We start from the raw sequence: 18,444 nt of genomic DNA, 5'->3' as shown, positions 1-18,444 counted from the left end.
AAGAAGGCCAGCTGGTTCAATGACGGCGGCGCTAGTTCTGTCCATTTTGTACGGAGTAATCCGAACCGAGAAATTAGAAACTATGTTAAACATATGGGCAGTAGTTGGAATTTTATTGTTAGTGATAGCCATTCATGAGTTAGGACATGTCATATTTGGTTTAATAGGCGGTTTGAAATTTAGATTTATGACAGTAGGGCCTATCACTGTTCAAAAGGAGAAAGGGAAAGTACGGATTCGAGAAAATAAATTATGGGCGTACTTTGGAGGCGTGGCAATGTTAGTACCGCCTTCTATAGAGACACCGAATCTTTCAAAAAAATGGGCATGGATGACTTTAGGTGGACCGATTACGAGTTTACTATTCGGTATTACTTCAGGTTACATATACATGGTGAGTTATTATCAATATCTTTTATATTTTTCCGTTTTCCATTTTATGGTTTTTGCGGTTACAATCGTGCCGATAAAAGGAACGCTTATGAGTGATGGTATGCAGTTTCTCATTTTAATTAAAGATGATGAAAAGGCTAAAGAACATTTATATACGATTCAAGTATCGGGTGAATTATTTAGTTACAAAAGACCGAAAGATTGGGATGAGAGATTAGTAGAACTGAGTGAAGAAAAATTAAAAGAGAATAAAAGTATAAGGGAAATAATGAGTGGACTTATGCTCGTCTTTTATGCCAAAGCTGATCGAGAGGGAATGGAAAGAGCGATACCGTATATAGAACCAATTGTTCAACAACCTGTAACGAAGGAAAATAAATTTTTTGTTGGCAGTTTTCATAGTTGGTATCTTTTATATAAAGTACTGCATCAGAGCGAAAGTCTTTCATTGCGGGAAGCGAAGGAGCATGCAAAGGCAATTACAAAAATGGACTTACATGGATATTACCGCACACAAGGAATTGTAAAATATTTAGAGGGCGATATGGAAGCGTCCTGTATTTATATGAGGAAAGCTGATAAAGAATTAAAGAATGCCGAGAAGAGTGAGATAGGGTATTTACAATTAGAGAGAGAATGGCTTGAGCAGCTGAAGGAGAGGGTATCTTACGATGGGTGAGGTATCCTCTTTTTTCTATGTCGTCTTATGCCGTTCCATAAAAAGTCTGGGGCGAGTAAAATAAGATAAGAAGAGCAAAACTTGGAGGAATTCTAGATGGAAATTTTAACGATTATTTTAATAGTCTTGCTCATTTATGCTGTGTTTAAAGTAGCATATGTAGCATTAAAGATACTCGCGATCCTATTAGTTATCTTTTTAATCGTAGAGTTCGGCAGTAAATTGCTTGGGGGATAGGTATGCTGTGCATTTTAGATGTCGAAAAATGTCGGTAAGTCGATAAGTTGTGTCGAACCGTCGATATAATGAAAAAATCGCTGATATAAGTGGAGAAACGGTCGATATATTTGAAAAATCGTTGATATATTCCGGTAAGTACTGGATGGGGTATATGGAAAAGAAGTTGCCGTGGGGTAGCTTCTTTTTATTGTGGTGACGGAGTATGCAAAACAACATAAAAAAGCTGGAAGAATATCTTCCAGCTTACGAGTTACTTTCAATTTGGCGACCGCTATCTTCTTCAGTAGTTTGTAATAGATTGAATACGTCTGCTAGACAGAATGCAATGAACCAAGTCCATAGACCGTGGAAGAAAGCTGAGCTTAATTGAAGTGGTAATGTATAGTTAGTCATTGAGTAGGAAATACATCCACCAACGATTCCGATCATTGTTAATAACATTGTTTTTTGCGCATTTTCTTCTGGGTTGAAGAGGAAGTAAATGTATCCGCCTAAAATTGAAGCGCTTACAAGTGTTTCGATTCCATTAAAAATGATATTCTCTCCAAGCTGAGTGTTTGTCCAGAAGCAGATTGTACCGCCGATAATAGCAAACAGGACAGCTATTGTATATCGTATATATTGATTCATATGTTCATCTCCCTATGTAATAAGATGATTTGGAAGTCAAAAAGGTAGGTATAGTATATTGAAGTGAATTTTAGTTGTACGTATCTTTTTATAAAAAGATCAGTGAAGAATAACTAAGATGATCGGTTTTTAAACCGTTACGTGTATGGTGTCTGAAATATACCCGACTGCTCGTTTCTTTTTGCTTGTAAAATAAGAGAAACTTCCAAGTCTATATACTCTTTTTTTGTGAGTCTGTTTTCATTATAACACATTTAGAGACATAATAATAGAATTATCTGATTTTGTAATAAGTGTAAAAAATGAAAAGCACAAGGAATTCCTATTAACGGTGCAGTTTAGTGGGAGAAGGATTTTAATTAATTATGATGAAATATGTAAGCAAGGTGGGATATAAGAAGGGGACTTAAATACTATAAAAAATGTTTTATGGCATGAATGTAAGGGAGGAGAGTTAACTTGGAGATCACAACAGAAAGATTAATAATTAGACCTTTTAAGAGTACTGATTTACAGGATGTATTTGCTATTTATAATAATGATGATACATGTAAGTTCCTATTACATAATAAGTGGACTCATGAAGACATGCAGAAGAGATTTAATAAGAAGCTAGCAAACAATGTACTGACTAAAGAATCAACATTAAGTTTGGCAGTTATATACAAGACTAAAGTAGTTGGTGATTTATCCGTATGGTACACAAATATGAAAGATACTGTTGAGATTGGTTATAGTTTTTCAAATGAAGTAGCTGGGAGAGGTTTGGCAACTGAAGCAGTAAGTAGTTTGGTATTTAAATTATTTAATGAATTTAATGTACATCGTATACAAGCTAATCTTGATGCACGTAATACAGCTTCAAAAAAATTGTGTGAACGAATAGGCATGAGAAAGGAAGCCCATTTCATACAAGATTTTTGGAATAAAGATGAATGGACAGATAGTATTGTATATGGAATGCTATCCTCCGATTTGTAGTAATAAACTTCGTGATTTTATTATGCTAAAGGGCGCGTTAGTTGAATAATAAAGGGCATAACATATTATATATGACTAATATGTTATGCCCTTTAATGTATTAACCTTTTTTATATGCGTTTGAAACGGCCGACAATTTCAACTGTTTCAGTAATGTTCATAAATGCTTTGTTATCAACTTGACGGATAATGCGTTTCATTTCGCCTAACTCATAGCGAGTTACGACAGTGTAAATCATTTTTTTCTTATGGTTTGTATAGCCGCCGACAGCATCTACCATTGTCACGCCACGTATGCCGTGATGTAGTAGTGCGCTTTTTATTTCCTCGCCTTTTTCTGTAACTGTCATTATCGTTAATTTAATATGTTTTGTATGCACGGCATCAATCACTTTGCTGACTACAAACCGACTAATTAACGTATAAAGCGTAATATCCCATCCGAAAATAAATCCTGCTACAACAAGTAAGATTAAGTTGAATCCAAAGATGATTGCTCCAATCGAAATATCTCGATGTTTTGCTACAATCAATCCAACGACATCAAAACCACCTGTTGACGAAGCAAATCGGAATATGATTCCTGAGGCAGCACCGCAGATGACACCACCGAATACAGATGAAAGTAAAATATCGTCTGAAACTTGGTGTACGGGAAGAATATTCATCGCTAAAGATGATACAGCTACAAAGTATGCTGTTAAAAAGGTTGTCTTCTTGCCTAAGTAAAAGTGACTTAAAATAAGAAGCGGAATGTTTAGTAAAAAGATAAGTGCTCCGATATTGTAGTGCATTAAATAACCGATAATCATCCCTACACCAGCGAATCCACCGCTAATCATATTATGCGGGATAAAAAACATATTCATAGAAACTGCATACAAAATAGAAGCTATAAAAATAACAATTAACTGTATGATAAATTCTAGATGAAATGTTTTAGCTGCTGGGAAGGATAAAAAGGCGGTGTCGGGAACGTAATCGGCGTCTCCTAGTTGACCCATAGTATGTTTCATCTCCATATTCATTTTTGATTACAAGAAGAGAATAAAGCTTTTTTCAAAAACTGGCAATAGTTTTATTATAATGCAAAAATTTTATAAATTTCTAACAAATCAAACCTATTCATTGATGTGCGTGAATATACTAAAGAAAGCGAATACAATGTTTCTTAATTATTGTTTTCTTGAGAAAATATGCAAAATACTTTTTTTGACGATAAAAGGAAATAGAGAATGTTTGCCTAATGTGCTAAAATGACCTTATTAAGGATGTGAAGCGATGGAATTTTTATTGCAGGATGCAATTCTATATATATCGTTTGTAACGACAGCGCTTTGTTTATTAGAAGTCTTTTTTCTTGCTAATGTCTCGCGCTTTGTACGTCAGCAAGCATCGAGCGGTAGACAAAGAGCTTTTAAATTAGTTGATACGTGTGAAGAGGGTACCGGAAATGTACCGCTTTTCTCTATTTTTTATAAATATGGAATGATTCGTTCTGTACGTAGACAAGAATCAAGTGAAGAGAATGACGAGGTCGGTCCGTATACACCAATGTTTCGCTAAATAATTACGAAACATTGGAGGAATGAACATGTTAAAATCATACCGAGCTGTGCTCGTTAGTTTATCATTATTACTTGTTTTTGTTTTATCTGGTTGCAGTAATGCGGCCCCAATTGATGCACATAGTACGGGAATTTGGGATCATTATTTTGTATATCCAATCTCGTTTATGATTCAATTTGTTGCTCATCATATACCGGGAGCTAGCTTCGGGATTGCTATCATTATTATGACGCTCGTTATTCGTTCAGCAATGATTCCATTAGCTGTTTCGCAATATCGTAGCCAAGCGAAAATGAAGAAAATGCAACCTGAATTGCAGAAGCTAAAGAAAAAATACGGTGATGTAAGTAAAGATCTTGAAAAACAAAAGCAGTATCAAAAAGAAATGTCAGAACTAATGAAATCAGGCGGTTGGAATCCACTAGCTGGTTGCTGGCCAATCTTTATACAAATGCCAATTTTCTCTGCTTTGTATTATGCGATTAGCCGAACAGAAGAGATTCGCACATCTTCATTTTTATGGGTGAACTTAGGACATGCAGATCCTTATCATATATTACCGATTATCGCAGCGTTAACGACATTTATTCAGATGAAAGTTTTCCAATCTAATATTACACCTGGAGAACAAGTACAGATGCTGAAAATGCAGCAAATTATGATGCCGGCAATGATTTTATTTATGGGATTTGCGGCGCCATCAGGACTTGTGTTGTACTGGATAACAGGTAACTTATTTACAATGACACAAACAATTGTATTAAGAAAAATAATGGAACGTGAAGAGTTACAATTACAAAAAGCATAGAGAAACACCGCTCATTACGAGCGGTGTTTTTTATTTGCATCGTTAAGGAAATTTTAAGAAACCAACATTACTATAGGCATTGTATACGAAAGTGTACATGCATTAGAAATATGAAGGAGGAAATTTCCTATGAAGAAGAAAACAGTTGGGTATTTAGCGATTGCAGGTGCTTTATCATTCGGAATCATTGGGGGAGTCGGTATTCCGGCATTCGCAGCAACGAATACTCCAGCAGCTGAGCAAGCGACAAAAACGGCGAAAAAAGATTTAGATGACGCTACAAAACAAAAAGTAAAAACGATTATGGATGATACAAAGAAACAGTTGGAGGAGCTAGGTGTAAAGCTTCCAAAGAAAGAAAAACGTAAAGACATGTTTGCCGGATTAGATGAAGCAACAAAAGAAAAAGCGAAATCAATTTTAGAGCAAGAGAAATCTGGTAAATTAACACGTGAACAAGCGCAAGAGGAGTTAACAAAATTAGGCGTGAAGTTCCCGGAAAAGGTTAAGCATGGAGACATGTTTGCTAACTTAGATGAACAGGCGAAGGAAAAAGCGAAGTCAATTTTAGAGCAAGAGAAATCCGGTAAATTAACATGTGAACAAGCGCAAGAGGAATTAACGAAATTAGGTGTGAAAATGCCGGAGAAGGGTAAGCGTAAAGACATGCTTGCTAACTTAGATGAACAGGCGAAAGAAAAAGTGAAGTCAATTTTTGAACAAAAAAAGTCCGGCAAATTAACGCATGAGCAAGCAAAAGAAGAATTAACAAAACTAGGTGTGAAACTTCCAGAGAAAGAGAAGCATGAAGACATCTTTGCGGGATTAGATGAGGCAACAAAAACAAAAGCAAAAGCGATTTTAGACAATGAAAAGAAACAATTAGAGGCATTGAATGTGGACTTTCCGCATCATAAAGTGAAACTTTAATCAGTGGTGCATTTCCGCTGATTATTAGTTGAACCAATCGGGCTTTACAGACAGTTAATCTGCCACCTTCATCCCTGTGTTCGCTGGATTTTGAGGTGGAAGTTTTACTGCCTGTTAATGCGGGGTAAGTTTTTTATGAAAAAAGATGAGAAATAATTGAGTTATGTATCTTTCGTAAGGGCAACCGAAAGATATATGTGTGAGGGGGCTGTCTTTGAAACAGCCTCCTTTTATTATTGTCGTTTTTGGTTAATAAATTGGTTTATTTCGGAAATCGTTGATATGATTTTTTTACAACTATATTGCTCCGAAAATATAAGGGAATTAGAGAGATGTTGTATCTTCTGTTATAATATAAGAAGAGAAATATTTCTTATGTTATATAAAAAAATATATTGATTTTTTCTAACAATTCAATATAATGAACAATAACTACAAAATTCGACATCAAGAAGTGATGATGAGGACATGATCAATTTTTTACGATTCTCAGAGAGGGAGGCCTTTGGCTGTGAGCTTCCTAATACGAAAAAATGGATTACCACCTCTGAACTGCAGCAGTGAACGGATACCTAGTAATTGCTTGCCGGCAAAAACCGTTATTTAGACTTGAGAAATTGGTGAAGTGTGTCACTTTACGAATTGAAACAAGGGTGGAACCACGAATACGACACTCGTCCCTTTTTTTGGGAGGAGTGTTTTTTTATTTCATTTTTGCATCACACTAGAATTGGAAGGAGGATACGCAACATGCATCATGATGAGAAGAACAAAATTGGTTTAACAGTAGCACTTTCTATCGTAGTAGGAACGATTATTGGATCTGGTGTGTTTATGAAACCAGGGAGCGTATTAGATTACTCAGGGAGTTCTAATATGGCTATTCTTGCTTGGGTAATTGGTGGTCTATTGACGCTAGCAAGTGGTTTAACAGTAGCCGAAATTGGAGCGCAAATCCCGAAAAATGGTGGGTTGTATACGTATTTAGAAGAGATTTACGGAAGTTTTTGGGGATATTTATCAGGCTGGATGCAAACGATTGTTTATGGACCAGCTATTATTGGAACGTTAGGTTTGTATTTTAGTTCTTTAATGATCAATTTTTTCTATTTAGATAAAGTATGGAATTTACCAATCGCAATTGGAACAGTTGTGTTCCTTGGCGTTGTAAATAGTATGGGAACAAAATATGGAGGTATCGTCCAAACGGTTACAACAATCGGGAAGATGATTCCGATTGTATTAATTGTTGTGTTAGGTTTTTGGAAAGGGAATAGCGATATCTTTAACGTAGTTGTGCCGATATCAGAAAATCAAAGTATTGGGATGGCAATTTTAGCAACGTTATTTGCTTATGACGGCTGGATTCTACTTGCTTCGATTGGCGGAGAAATGAAGAATCCAACAAAGTTATTACCGAAAGCAATGACAGTTGGGATTTTAATTGTAACAGCTGCTTACGTATTAATTAATTTGGCGTTACTGAATGTATTACCAGCAATACAAATTGTAGACCTTGGAGAAAATGCAACAGCAACAGCTGCGGGCATGTTACTTGGAGAATATGGCGGGAAAATTATTAGTATCGGTATTATCATTTCTATTTTCGGTTGTTTAAATGGAAAGATTTTAACGTTCCCACGTATTCCGATGTCGATGGCAGAGCGTGGACAACTTCCATTTTCTAAGTTCATCGCAAAGGAAAGTCCAAGATTTAAAACACCAGCAAACGCGATTACTGTTGAAATTATTTTAGGAATTATTTTAATGCTTATTAGTGATCCAAATAAGCTATCTGAGATTTCCGTATTCATTATTTATATTTTCTATGTAATGACGTTTATTGGTGTCTTCATTTTAAGAAAACGTAATAAGAATAAAGAGCGTGCATACAGTGTACCGTTATTCCCAATCGTACCAATTGTTGCGATTTTAGGTTCGTTCTTTGTAATCGGTAGTGCGATTATTAATGATCCAGTAAGTTGCTTCTTATCAATTGGAATTGTCTTTACTGGGCTGCCGGTGTATTGGTACTTAAATAAGAAAAATAAAACTGAAGTTTCATGATTGAAAGGTAGGCGTATAATACGCCTACCTTTTTTATTGTAAAAAAATTGTACTTGCTTCCACTTTCTATTTTGGTTACTATAATCGTAGTAACCAAAATAGAAAGCGTGGGGAAAGACTTGAATTTTCGTGTGTACATTTTAGCTATTGCGGCTTTTGTAGTCGGAACGGTTGAGCTAATTATAGGAGGAACACTTGATTTAGTTGCCAATGATTTAGGTGTATCAATTAGTGCAGCTGGTCAGCTTATCACAATATTTTCGGTAGTATTTGCTTTGTCAGGTCCAGTTTTATTAGCAGTAACAGGGAAGGTTGAAAGAAAAACACTATATATTGGGGCATTATCGATTTTCTTAATTGGAAATATTATTTCAGCATTTAGTGTGAATTACGGAATGTTAATGTTCTCAAGGGTTATTTGTGCAGCAAGTGGTTCATTAATTATTGCATTATCTGTAACACTTGCTTCTAGTGTAGTAGAACCGCATTTTCGTGCGCGTGCAATTGGAATCATTTTTATGGGGATTAGTGGATCACTCGTACTTGGAGTACCGCTTGGTCTTGTACTCGGCAATGCATACGGCTGGCGTGCACCATTTGTACTCATTTCGATATTAACAGTTATAGCAATTGCTTGTATTTCATTGTTCTTAACGAAAGTACCAGCGACATCGGTGTTATCAATAAGAGAACAAATTGCTACGTTAAAAGATAAGAAAATTGTAAGTGCGCAGCTAACGTCATTCTTATTTTTAACAGGTCATTTAACACTATATGCATATTTAACACCATTCTTAAAAGATGTTATGCATGTTGAAGCGAATTGGATTAGTGTGTTTTACTTCATTTTCGGAATTGCAGCAGTAATTGGAGGCGGCTTCGGAGGCTGGCTTGCTGATAAATGGGGATCGAAGAAAAGTATTATCTCAATTATTATCGTATTTGCGTGTGCTATCTTTATGTTGCCGATGATGACATTCTCATTCCCGCTCTTCATTATAATGATGGGACTTTGGAGTATGCTGAGCTGGGCTATTTCACCAGCACAGCAAAACTATTTAATTGAAATTGCACCGGAATCAGCTGGTATTCAGCAAAGTTTGAATAACTCTGCTCTTCACTTAGGGATTGCACTCGGTTCAACAGTAGGCGGAGTTGTGATTGAAAAATCATCTGTTATATATAACGCTTGGGTAGGCGGTGGCTTTATTATATTGGCGCTGCTTTGCGCAATTTTCTCTATTACGAGAGGACGCTCTACTCAGTTTACGAAGGAAGAATCTATCGTTTGATAGGTTCTTTTTTATTTGTAAAAAATTGCAGGGGTTAGGAGAGAAATGGAGAAAGGGGTATATAGCGAGGTGATAGTATATGGATTATTCAATTATTGGTTTTATATTCACAGTACTTCCGTTATTTGTGGTTATTTTTGTTTTTAGATGGGTTCGTTTCATCTATCAAAATTCTGAGAAACAAGTGGAGCAAAATGAGAAGATTATTGAGCTGTTGATGGATATAAAGGAGCAAAATAAAAAGGAGTCTAGTTGAAAAAGTGGACTCCTTTTTTGTATTCAATTAATACCTCAACTTCATCAACAAACTCTTAATTTCTTCATCCTCCATAAAGAGGTCATGGTGTTTCTGGGTGATTTTCGCAAGTGCGACGTCGTGATAGAAGAACTCTGTAAAGAACTTCACGAAAGGTTGTGACATTGTTTTCATCGCTTGCCATGATTCTTGCTCTACACCAGCGAATAAAATTTCGCGGTCGTCTACGATAAGTAGTAAATAACGCTCTAATGCGTTAGGTTCTTCAGCTGGGATTAGAAAATGCATGTTTTCTAACTCTGTTTCTACGTTCCCAACTATAAGAGACTCGATTTGGGCACCTTGTTTTGCTTTTTGTTCTAATAATGGAAGATATTCTAAAAGCGTATCATTCCAAGCTGAAATACGAATCGATTCTGTTGCACTTTCTATGAGTTCTTTACTTTGAACTCGAATAGAAGATTGCATCTTTAGGCTCCATACACGGTCATCTGTAAATGATTTTTTCGATATATTCGTTTCCAATTCTTGAATGTTTGATTGGAATTCTGTCGTTAATTTTTCAATTGCTAGCTTGAGTGGCAATGCGGTATACAACTTTTTCTTTTCTGAAACAGAATCCATTACCATGCCTTTATCGATTAGGCGTGCTAGCACTTCATATATTTTTGCTTTTGGAACACCAGAGTGCTTCACAATTGTCGTAGCATCTAACGGTTCATTGCTTGATACGACAATTTCATAAGCTTGGCTTTCATATTGTGAGAAACCGAATTTTTGTAACATAGTTCCCTCCGAACGAATGAGATTATATAGCTTAAGAATAATGAACTATTTGTTTTTACACAAGTGGTAGTAGGTTTTCTAATCAGATTGAAATGAGAATTAATTTCAATTTTTTATATTTATCTATTATACTTAATATAATGATTAATATGATTACATTACAACGAGAAGGGGATGCTTGGGGGAAGATGTTGAGAAGTTTACGGTTAAAAATTGCAGTAGTATTTTCGGTACTGATTTCTATGATGTTTGTCATACTAGGTACAACAATGTATCAATTACAGAAGGAGAAGGAAGTGCGCTCCTTAGACCAGTATTCTCAAAATACGATGGATCTTGTGACAGAGCAACTTACGGGATTTGTTCAAAGAATTGATGAAGATATGGGATATTATGCGAACAGTGAAATGGTTCGCAATATGATTCAAGACGGGGTAACTCCGGAAGAGGAAGCATTTTTAACGAAAGAGTTTTTGGAATATAAAAAGAATCATCCTGGTATTTTAGATTTATATATAGGTACGAAAGATAAAAAGACATTAAGTGCTAGTATTGCTGACGGTGGACAAGTGCCAGAAGGATACGATCCAACGACAAGACCATGGTATAAGGATTCAGAGGCTGATGTGAAAAAAGTCCATTGGGGCCAACCTTTATACGAAATTACAACAGGTAAGCTAAGTGTAGGAGTTTCTAAAGCAATTACAGCGCAAGACGGATCTGTATTAGGTGTTGTTGCGATGGATGTATCGCTTGGGACGATTCAGAAGTTGCTTCATAATATTCAATACAATAACGGCGGAGAAATGTTTATTATAAATGATAAAAATATGGCTCTTGTTTACCCAGAGAAAATAGGAAAAGATGTTTCGAAAGAGCCACTTGTGAAGAGTTTAAATAAAGATGTAACAAAATTTGCCGAAACGACAGTAAAGGGTGAAGATGTAGTCGTTTATAGCCAATCATTTGATGCGATGAAATGGAAAATCGGTATTTTTTATCCGAAGCAAACAATTGATGAGTTATTAAACAGCACGAGAAATACAGTCATTATAATGGCATGTATTAGCTTATTAGTTGGAATCGTAGCTTCATATTTATTCTCAAGAAGATTAGCAAGACCACTGCAACTATTAACGAATCACGTTCAAAAAGTAGCAGAAGGTGATTTAACGCTACAAATGAAAGTGACAAGTAAAGATGAGGTTGGGGAGCTAACGAACCATTTTAATCATATGGTTGAGCAAATGAATGAAATGGTAAGTAAAATTAAAAACAGCGTATCGACGGTACAACAATCAACGAATAATCTACATTATTTAACGAATGAAACGGTAGCAGCTAGTAGAGAAGTCTCTGGTGCAATGGATGATGTAAGCGGGGGAGCATCTACGCTTGCGAATAGTGTAGATGAAGTTTCAGCACAACTTGAGAACATGGCGCAGTCAGTGGAGCAAATGAATAGCTCCGTTGGTGAAATAAAAGGAGTGGCTAGCAAAGCAGAATCGGCATCTAAACAAGGATTACATACGATGAAAAATTTAGTTCGTACAAGGGGAGAATCTTCTTCAATTGTTGTTCATACAGAAGAAGCATCTGGCAGGTTAGAGCAAAGAGTCGGATCAATTCAAAATGTTGTAGAACTTATAAAAGGTATTTCGGATCAAACGAATTTGTTAGCTTTAAATGCGTCAATTGAAGCGGCGCGTGCGGGTGAGCAAGGGAAGGGATTTGCAGTTGTTGCTGAAGAAGTTCGAAAATTAGCGGAGCAATCAAAAGTGGCAACAGGAGAAATTGCAACGATGATCGGGGATGTACAATTAGAAGTAAAACGAGTTGTAGAAGTTGTAAGTAAGTTGAAAGATATTGCAGATATACAGAATAAAGTGACGACAGAGGCAGAAACGGAATTCCGCACAATTATGTCAGTAGTAAATACGATTAGTACTTCAGTTGAGAACATTGTAGAAGAGGTACATAATATAGGTCACGAGCAAGGAGAAATTACAGAGGTAATGCAAACAATTGCTGGTACGAGTCAAGAAAGTGCAGCTGTTTCTGAAGAGGTAAATGCAGCGACTGAGTCACAGGTTAACCATTTAGAAAAGGTAGCTCATACGATGGAAAGTTTGACAGAGCATATGCGCGATTTAGAAAGACTGGTTGAGCATTTTAAAGTAGAGGAATAACATATTATTAAAATGATAAAGATTTTGGTAAAATAGACAATGGATATATAAGAAGTGAATATAGGAGGCAAGTTACTATGGCAATTGTTGACGTATCGATTATTCCAGTAGGAACAGGTAATCCAAGTGTTAGTGAATATGTAGCAGAAGTACAAAAGGTGCTAGAGAAAAATGCAGATCGCGTGAAGTATCAATTAACACCGATGAATACAATTATTGAAGGAGATCTTCCTGTCATTCTAGAAGTTATTCAACAGATGCATGAAGTGCCATATACGAAAGGTGCACAGCGTGTTGCGACAACAATTCGTATCGATGATCGCCGTGATAAAGTAAGCACAATGGAGAAGAAATTAAACTCTGTTCGATCAAAATTATAAGAAAAAGCAGCGATCTTCGCTGCTTTTTTCATATAGGAGGTAAATAAAGATGAGTGAAAAGTTTAATGAGCAATTTGATGGATTGTTAGAGAAATATACGGAGCTATTACTGGGAGAAAGCAATGAAGAGCGAAAAGATCAGGTGCAGAAGTGGGCGCTTTATTCTTACATTGCGAAGACAATGCCAGCTTTAGTGAAACATTGGAATGAGACGTATCCTGATGCAAAAGAAGAGATGGTACAGCTAATTACGAATATTAAAAAGTTGAATGAAGAGAAGCGAAATGAGCAGTGAGAAAACCTAGAGGTGAATGTTACCTCAAGTTTTTTAAATTAATATCCTTATATAATTTACATGGGATATAAAGGGTTTTATAGGCATGTCGAATATTTTCGGCATGCCTATTTTGGTCCTAGTAAACCCGTTTTTTCTAAATGTCGAAAAATATTTCCTTCATATTTACAAGCGAGAATATAGGGTTTTAAATGTTTTTATAGTATTTTATAAATTATCTAAATAATTATTTGTATCAAATAATTTTAAAGAATGATATAATTTTGAAGAGGGGTAAAAAACAGATAAAGTACAGTCATAGGGGTGAATTACATGGAACAATTAATGCGAAATTCGTTTCTTTTCTTATCTAAAAATAAAGCGCTAACAAAACTGGCTAAAAAGTACGGTTTGCGCTTTGGTGCAGGTCGCTTCGTCGCAGGGGAGACGATTGAATTAGCGACAGCTGCTATTCAGGCACTAAATAAGCAAGGTCTTTGTGTAACAATCGATTATTTAGGGGAATTTGTTGATAATGAAGCAGAAGCAAATGAAATGGCTAACCAATCGATTGAAGCGATCCGTGCAATTGGAAGAGAAGGTCTTGATTCGCAGCTTTCTTTAAAAATGACTTCTATGGGATTAGATATCTCTGATGAAATCGTAATGAACAATATGCGCCGTATTTTAGAAGCTGCAAAAGAAAATGGTGTGTTTGTTACCATTGATATGGAAGACTATACACGCTGCGGAAAGACAATTGATATCTTTAAACAATTAAAATCTGAATACGATAATATTGGTACTGTTATTCAAGCTTACCTATATCGTACAGAAAAAGATATTGAGGACTTAAATGCTTATAATCCTAATTTACGTCTTGTAAAAGGGGCTTATAAAGAACCTGAAGAAGTGGCGTTCCCGGACAAGAAAGATGTAGATGACAATTATAAAAAGATTATTAAAATGCACTTATTAAATGGAAATTACACTGCAATTGCTTCACATGACGAAGCGATTATTGAATATACAAAAAAACTTGCCGAAGAACACAATATTTCAAGGGATCAATTTGAATTCCAAATGTTATTTGGTATTCGTACAGAGCGTCAACTTGAGCTAGTAAAAGAAGGCTATAAAATGCGTGTTTACGTGCCGTACGGAAACGATTGGTATGGATATTTCATGCGTCGTCTAGCAGAGCGTCCAGCAAACGTTGCGTTCGTATTAAAAGGTATGATCAAAAAATAACCAAGGAGACTATACTCCTTGGTTATTTTAATTGCTTAAATGCGTAATGTGCCATTTTCTTCGTATCAGGATATAGTTGCGCGCGAGTAGAAGATAATACGACGTTAATGACGCGTTTACCATCTTTTTCATCCACGGTTACGACCGTATATTTTCCGAGTGCTGATAGACCGCTTTTACTTCCAATCGCATATGGATCGTCATAGAGTTCTTCTCGTCCATAGTTTGCGATTTTTGGAGAGCGTTCTGAAGTATGTAGAGTTGTACTCGTTGAATTCATATATTCTAAAACAACTGGGTACTTTAAGGCTTCTTTCGTAATAATAGCAATATCATATGGCGATACTTTATTTCCAAGTGCATCAGCCCCACTTGCGTTTTTGAAAGTCGCATGTTTTGTACCAAGTTCCTTCGCTCTTTCATTCATCATTTTCACAAATTCATTTTTTGATCCTGCGATATGTTCTGCAATTGATTCGGCTATCGGATCTGCACTAATGATAAGCATAAGTTTTAATGCCTCATCACGTTTTAATTTCTCACCAGCACGTAGTTTAATCTTCTTACTTTGACTTTCTGTTTTAATCGCATTTTCTGTAATTGTAATTTCTTCATCTTCTTTTACATTCTCTAGTAAGAGAAGCGTTGTCATCATTTTGGCTATACTAGCCGGATAAGAGCGTTCGTCTTCGCGTTTCCCATACAAAATTTCACCTGTGTCTGCATCGATTGTAATCCCGTATTGCCCAGTAATACTAGGTTGATCAGCTCTTACAGCTTGTTGTCTGTGTGCATAAGAGAAGAAAATCATTCCTGTAAATAGTGTAGCAATCATTACAATCATAACTATTGTTCGCTTCATTATAATTCCCTCATTTGTTACAAATAAATTGGGCAGAAAAAGCAGCCATTACCCATTATGCCACGTTCTCTGCCCAAAAATATAGCGTTATTTTTCGCCCATATTATGTTTCTTATATTGTTGATTATTACCTTGACGCCCTTTTTCTACACCGTGATTATGCGGACCTGCATTTCCAGTTACGCTTGCTGCGCTAATTCCAGCCTTTGAGGGGTTCTTCTTAAGTTTTGCCATATATATTCCTCCAATTTCGTCAGATTATAAAAAGGAAAAGTGTATTTGAATGAAGAAAATACATATATATAGCATGGGCAAATAAAAGAAAAATATTTATTTCAGAAAATTTTATCAATAAATATATTGCGAAAATTTAAACAGTATCATATATTTATTAGTAGAGGCTCACTCATTGATTGCGACTTATGTCGAAAAATTGAATGAGCATTCATTCAAGAATAGGGGGAGAATTGGATGTTCCAAATTAAAAAGGCTGCTGTTCTAGGGTCAGGCGTAATGGGTTCAGGAATTGCGGCACACTTAGCTAATATTGGTATTCCGACATTATTGCTTGATATTGTACCACCTGCGCTTACGAAAGAAGAGGAAGCGAAGGGACTTACATTAGAACATAAAAGTGTGAGAAATCGTTTTAGTAATACAGCTGTGCAGAAACTATTAAAGCAAAAACCAGCTCCTCTGACAGTGAAAGGGAATTTAACACTGATTGAAGCAGGTAACTTAGAAGATGATCTTGAGCGTCTTGCTGATGTAGATTGGATTATTGAAGTAGTAGTTGAAAACTTAGATATTAAAAAGAAACTATTTGAAAAAGTAGATGCTGTTCGTAAACCGGGTTCTATTGTAAGCTCGAATACGTCAGGCATTTCAGTTGAAAAAATGGCAGAAGGTCGTTCAGACGACTTCCAGAAACACTTCTTAGGCACACACTTTTTTAACCCACCACGATATTTAAAACTTCTAGAGGTAATACCGACGAAAGAAACAGATCCACAAGTATTAAGTTTCATGAAACTATTTGGCGAAGACGTTCTTGGAAAAGGCGTTGTTATCGCAAAAGATACACCAAACTTTATTGGAAATCGCATCGGTACGTATGGTTTACTTGTAACTCTTCAAGAGATGATAAAACGCGGTTACAGCATTGGGGAAGTTGATTCTGTAACAGGTCCATTAATTGGTCGTCCGAAGAGTGCAACGTTCCGTACATTAGATGTTGTCGGTTTAGATACATTTGTACACGTTGCAAATAACGTATATGAAAACGTACAAGAAGAAGAGCGTGATGTATTTAAAGTACCTGCTTTTATGCATGACATGCTGGATAAAAAATGGCTTGGAAGCAAAACAGGTCAAGGCTTCTTCTTAAAGCAAGGAAAAGAAATTTTAGAATTAAATCCTGAAACGATGGAGTACGAAGCTCGTAAAAAATTAAAAGCTGCATCGATCGAGTTAAGTAAACAAGAAAAAGGTTTATCGAACAAATTGAAAGCGCTTGTATACGCGAAAGATCGCGCAGGAGAGTTGTTATGGAATATCATTACACCAACTCTTTTATACTCTGCAAAACTTCATAAAGAAATTGCTGACGATATCGTTGCAATTGACCAAGCGATGAAGTGGGGCTTCGGCTGGGAGCAAGGACCGTTTGAAGTTTGGGATGCAATTGGCGTTGAAAAGTCCGTTCAAAAGATGGAAGAAAACGGCGTAGTTGTTCCGACTTGGGTGAAAGAAATGTTAGAGAAAGGTTTCACTACTTTCTACAAACATGATAACGGAGATAGCTACTATTACGATAATGGCGAATATAAGCTAATTGAACGTAATAAAAAAGCAATTTCTCTTAAACAATTAAAAGCAAAAAATGGCGTATTAAAGAAAAATAGCGGAGCGAGCTTAATCGATTTAGGCGACGGTATCCTTTGCTTAGAATTCCATTCGAAGAGCAATGCAATCGGTATGGATATTACACAAATGATTAACTACGCTGTTGATGAAGTAGAAAAGAATTATAAAGGTCTTGTTATCGGTAACCAATCGAAGAACTTCTGCGTTGGTGCGAACCTTGCAATGATCTTAATGGAAGCACAAGATGACAACTACTTTGAAATTGAGTGGGTTGTTAAAAACTTCCAAGATGCAATGACGAAAATTAAGTACTCTTCTAAGCCAGTTGTAGCAGCGCCATATGGCATGACGCTTGGCGGAGGTACAGAAGTTTGCTTACCAGCAGCGAGCATTCAAGCTTCTAGTGAAACGTATATGGGCTTAGTAGAAGTTGGTGTTGGCTTAATCCCTGGCGGAGGCGGTAATAAAGAGCTATACATTAAACACTTAAATAAAATGGCAAATGGCGTAGAGTTTGATCTGCAAAAAGTTGCAAATAAAGTGTTCGAAACAGTCGCAATGGCGAAAGTTTCAACTTCAGGACAAGAAGCAGTTTCTCATAACTTCTTAGGTGATAAAGACGGTATTAGTGTGAATGGCGATCACTTACTATACGATGCGAAACAGAAAGCACTTGCTTTATATGAAGCTGGTTACAAAGCGCCAATCCGTAAAAAGATACCAGTTGTTGGTGAAACAGGATATGCAACTCTTGCACTTGGTGCGGAAGCAATGCATTTATCTGGTTACATTTCAGAGTACGATCTTCACATTGCGAAGAAACTTGCATATGTCATCGCGGGCGGAAAAGTGCCGTACGGAACAGAAGTTGATGAGCAGTATTTATTAGATGTAGAACGTGAAGCATTTATTAGCTTAGTAAGTGAGATGAAATCACAAGCAAGAATGCAGCACATGCTTGTAAAAGGAAAGCCATTACGTAACTAATAAC

General features: G+C 36.2%; 19 protein-coding genes and 1 other annotated feature. Of the genes, 14 read left to right on the top strand and 5 right to left on the bottom strand.

The features are described from left to right. Window positions 1–19: 19 nt before the first annotated feature. A complete protein-coding gene (locus DN410_RS13020) occupies window positions 20–1,072 on the top strand; it encodes a M50 family metallopeptidase (protein WP_149176923.1) in 1,053 nt (350 codons plus the stop codon). 96 nt (window positions 1,073–1,168) lie between these two features. Continuing rightward, window positions 1,169–1,309 carry a DUF3985 family protein gene (locus DN410_RS13015; RefSeq protein ID WP_000404783.1) on the top strand — a complete coding sequence of 47 codons (141 nt, stop codon included), beginning with the start codon at window positions 1,169–1,171 and terminating at the stop codon, window positions 1,307–1,309. Between the two features lie 246 nt (window positions 1,310–1,555). On the opposite strand, the gene DN410_RS13005 is transcribed toward DN410_RS13015, so the two are convergent. Beyond that, entirely contained in the window at window positions 1,556–1,942 is a 387-nt protein-coding gene (locus DN410_RS13005; protein WP_149176823.1) for a DUF3938 domain-containing protein, read from the bottom strand. A 459-nt stretch (window positions 1,943–2,401) separates the two neighbouring features. Here DN410_RS13005 and DN410_RS13000 point away from each other — a divergent pair, with 459 nt between their 5' ends. Continuing rightward, complete coding sequence (locus tag DN410_RS13000; RefSeq protein WP_149176822.1) at window positions 2,402–2,923, top strand: GNAT family N-acetyltransferase; 522 nt, start codon at window positions 2,402–2,404, stop codon at window positions 2,921–2,923. Between the two features lie 110 nt (window positions 2,924–3,033). Here DN410_RS13000 and DN410_RS12995 read toward each other — a convergent pair whose 3' ends face one another. Then, the gene (locus DN410_RS12995; protein ID WP_149176821.1) at window positions 3,034–3,927 is read right to left on the bottom strand and encodes a YitT family protein; all 894 of its coding nucleotides are present in this window, start codon (window positions 3,925–3,927) and stop codon (window positions 3,034–3,036) included. A 277-nt stretch (window positions 3,928–4,204) separates the two neighbouring features. Here DN410_RS12995 and DN410_RS12990 point away from each other — a divergent pair, with 277 nt between their 5' ends. From DN410_RS12990 to DN410_RS27980, 6 genes are all read left to right on the top strand, one after another. Then, complete coding sequence (locus DN410_RS12990) at window positions 4,205–4,489, top strand: hypothetical protein (protein WP_149176820.1); 285 nt, start codon at window positions 4,205–4,207, stop codon at window positions 4,487–4,489. 28 nt (window positions 4,490–4,517) lie between these two features. Next, complete coding sequence (gene yidC / locus DN410_RS12985) at window positions 4,518–5,300, top strand: membrane protein insertase YidC (protein ID WP_000920530.1); 783 nt, start codon at window positions 4,518–4,520, stop codon at window positions 5,298–5,300. Window positions 5,301–5,429: 129 nt separating this feature from the next. Further along, on the top strand, window positions 5,430–6,230 hold the full coding sequence (locus DN410_RS12980; protein ID WP_149176819.1) for a hypothetical protein: 801 nt from the start codon (window positions 5,430–5,432) through the stop codon (window positions 6,228–6,230). Between the two features lie 448 nt (window positions 6,231–6,678). Next, window positions 6,679–6,915 (top strand) — a binding site (T-box leader). Window positions 6,916–6,980: 65 nt separating this feature from the next. After that, window positions 6,981–8,297 (top strand): APC family permease, encoded by a 1,317-nt coding sequence (locus DN410_RS12975; RefSeq protein WP_149176818.1) that lies wholly within the window; start codon window positions 6,981–6,983, stop codon window positions 8,295–8,297. A gap of 107 nt (window positions 8,298–8,404) precedes the next feature. Further along, entirely contained in the window at window positions 8,405–9,589 is a 1,185-nt protein-coding gene (locus DN410_RS12970; RefSeq protein ID WP_149176817.1) for an MFS transporter, read from the top strand. Window positions 9,590–9,668: 79 nt separating this feature from the next. Then, entirely contained in the window at window positions 9,669–9,845 is a 177-nt protein-coding gene (locus DN410_RS27980; RefSeq protein ID WP_179958610.1) for a hypothetical protein, read from the top strand. A gap of 27 nt (window positions 9,846–9,872) precedes the next feature. Here the strand turns inward: DN410_RS27980 and DN410_RS12965 are convergent, their stop codons facing one another. Next, a complete protein-coding gene (locus DN410_RS12965; protein ID WP_149176816.1) occupies window positions 9,873–10,631 on the bottom strand; it encodes a TrmB family transcriptional regulator in 759 nt (252 codons plus the stop codon). A gap of 188 nt (window positions 10,632–10,819) precedes the next feature. On the opposite strand from DN410_RS12965, the gene DN410_RS28920 reads away from it, so the two are divergent. From DN410_RS28920 to DN410_RS12945, 4 genes are all read left to right on the top strand, one after another. Further along, the gene (locus DN410_RS28920) at window positions 10,820–12,820 is read left to right on the top strand and encodes a methyl-accepting chemotaxis protein (protein WP_149176815.1); all 2,001 of its coding nucleotides are present in this window, start codon (window positions 10,820–10,822) and stop codon (window positions 12,818–12,820) included. Between the two features lie 77 nt (window positions 12,821–12,897). Next, window positions 12,898–13,200, top strand: coding sequence for an MTH1187 family thiamine-binding protein (locus DN410_RS12955; protein ID WP_001018860.1), 303 nt, complete (start codon window positions 12,898–12,900; stop codon window positions 13,198–13,200). Between the two features lie 49 nt (window positions 13,201–13,249). Further along, a complete protein-coding gene (locus DN410_RS12950) occupies window positions 13,250–13,495 on the top strand; it encodes a YusU family protein (protein ID WP_149176814.1) in 246 nt (81 codons plus the stop codon). A gap of 312 nt (window positions 13,496–13,807) precedes the next feature. Next, window positions 13,808–14,725, top strand: a complete 918-nt coding sequence (locus DN410_RS12945; protein WP_149176813.1) for a proline dehydrogenase family protein — start codon at window positions 13,808–13,810, stop codon at window positions 14,723–14,725. A 22-nt stretch (window positions 14,726–14,747) separates the two neighbouring features. Here DN410_RS12945 and DN410_RS12940 read toward each other — a convergent pair whose 3' ends face one another. Beyond that, window positions 14,748–15,587, bottom strand: a complete 840-nt coding sequence (locus DN410_RS12940) for a D-alanyl-D-alanine carboxypeptidase family protein (protein ID WP_149176812.1) — start codon at window positions 15,585–15,587, stop codon at window positions 14,748–14,750. An 87-nt stretch (window positions 15,588–15,674) separates the two neighbouring features. Continuing rightward, on the bottom strand, window positions 15,675–15,821 hold the full coding sequence (locus tag DN410_RS12935) for a YuzL family protein (RefSeq protein ID WP_001096344.1): 147 nt from the start codon (window positions 15,819–15,821) through the stop codon (window positions 15,675–15,677). 237 nt (window positions 15,822–16,058) lie between these two features. On the opposite strand from DN410_RS12935, the gene DN410_RS12930 reads away from it, so the two are divergent. After that, on the top strand, window positions 16,059–18,440 hold the full coding sequence (locus DN410_RS12930; RefSeq protein WP_149176811.1) for a 3-hydroxyacyl-CoA dehydrogenase/enoyl-CoA hydratase family protein: 2,382 nt from the start codon (window positions 16,059–16,061) through the stop codon (window positions 18,438–18,440). Window positions 18,441–18,444: the final 4 nt, after the last annotated feature.

The organism is Bacillus sp. SH5-2, assembly GCF_008368905.1.
Classification (GTDB): Bacteria; Bacillota; Bacilli; order Bacillales; family Bacillaceae_G; genus Bacillus_A; species Bacillus_A luti.
The sequence above is the reverse complement of the archived record's forward strand: the minus strand, read 5'-3'. Positions and strand labels throughout refer to the sequence as shown.